The organism is Vibrio sp. D54, from assembly GCF_021728075.1.
Classification (GTDB): Bacteria; Pseudomonadota; Gammaproteobacteria; order Enterobacterales; family Vibrionaceae; genus Vibrio; species Vibrio alginolyticus.
Genome location: NZ_JAKKCS010000059.1, coordinates 1 through 1,365 on the forward strand (window position 1 = coordinate 1; position 1,365 = coordinate 1,365).

General features: G+C 41.9%; 2 protein-coding genes and 1 pseudogene. All 3 read left to right on the forward strand.

Annotated elements, in window-relative coordinates:
• Positions 1–245, forward strand: a pseudogene (locus L3V37_RS24025) (hypothetical protein); the annotation flags it as partial.
• An 8-nt stretch (positions 246–253) separates the two neighbouring features.
• Positions 254–745 (forward strand): hypothetical protein, encoded by a 492-nt coding sequence (locus L3V37_RS24030; protein WP_237307351.1) that lies wholly within the window; start codon positions 254–256, stop codon positions 743–745.
• Positions 746–788: 43 nt separating this feature from the next.
• Positions 789–1,365: PAAR-like domain-containing protein (locus tag L3V37_RS24035; protein ID WP_237307354.1), on the forward strand; the 577-nt coding region annotated here is incomplete at its 3' end.

Genomic DNA, 1,365 nt, shown 5'->3' on the forward strand with positions numbered 1-1,365 from the left:
ATGAAGAGCGTTCAGATATCGAAATCTCTCCAAGAAGCGGTGAACTGATAGTCCACGAATTATTTATTTCTGAAGAAAAGTTAAAGCAAATTCCGTTATCTAATAGAGTAGCATTTCGAGTAAAAGGTGCTGAAACGGCGATGTTTTTTTGTGAAGAATTGTTTGATGTGATTGACTTTATGGCAGAATTTGACTCTTTGAGAAAAGCTAAGATTAGCACTGATGACCTTGCTCCAAAGTTTTGAGGCTTAAAATGAAAGAACAATATCATTTACTAACTAAACAAGACCTAGGTAACTTCCCGTTCCAACAAAGCCCTAAGCCAATTGTGCCAGTAGAGCCAGATTTGCTTTTGGAAATGACCTTTTCTCCAAAGCTATTTATCATCAGTGATATAGCGTCAAAAGTAGAGAAACTGGTCGTACATGGAGTAGAGTGGTTAGACGCTCGCGTGGATTGTTCTCCAAGCCAGCCATCTGATGATGAAATTAAAGTTTACGTAGATTATCGTATGCCTTACATCCATCAAACTTATAAATTGACGGATAAAGAAAAACAATATGGTAAGTTGAACTGGTTAGATATCGAGTCAACAGAGTTTGACTTCTCTAAATTAGAAAATATTCCCTTAGAGGAACGATTAATATTTAAACTAGAAGAAGATTTTGGCTTAGTTTTCATTCACCAAAGTGTGATTGACCTTCTTAAGAAAGACGTCAAAGACGTTTGGGTAAGGGATGTATAATAAGCGCCGAAAGGCGCTTTTTTTCATTTGGCACCATATTTAAATAGTAGTTCAAGCGAATGCAACGCCCTCAGATGTTTGTTTAACGAAGGTCGGCAAGCCGATCGTTCCTATCCCTTATGGCAACAATGCTAAATCAGCAGACCTTGCTGGTGGGACTACGACGGTCTCTATGGATGGTGGCAACAGTGTCGCAATTAAAGGCAGTACGTTTTCAAAAAGTACCGGTGATGCGGGCGGCGATAAAAAAGGCGTCGCATCCGGCACGATAGAAGCCGAAGCAAAATTCATTTCAGCCTCACCAACGGTTAAGTTTGAAGGCAAGGGCGTATGTCGTCTGTCTGACCAAATGACCATGAACAAAGCCAATACCATGTGTCTTGGTGGCGCTCAAAACCCATCGGTTTCTGTTACGGAAGATCAGGAAGGGACGTATACGGTTGATTTGTACCTCTCTTACTCAGACGGTGAACCCGTTCAAGGCGCAACTTATACTCTCACAGATCAATCTGGCGCGGTGTTTGAAGGAACTCTCGACAACAACGGTAAAGCATCGGTTGGTGGCGTTGCTCCGGGTGAGTTTGCCATAGAGTACGGCGAGGACAGCCGTGATTTTATGC

Excerpts from the sequence above, each read along its gene's own strand:
- L3V37_RS24030 (WP_237307351.1), top strand. The coding sequence starts at position 254 with ATGAAAGAACAATATCATTTACTAACTAAACAAGACCTAGGTAACTTC.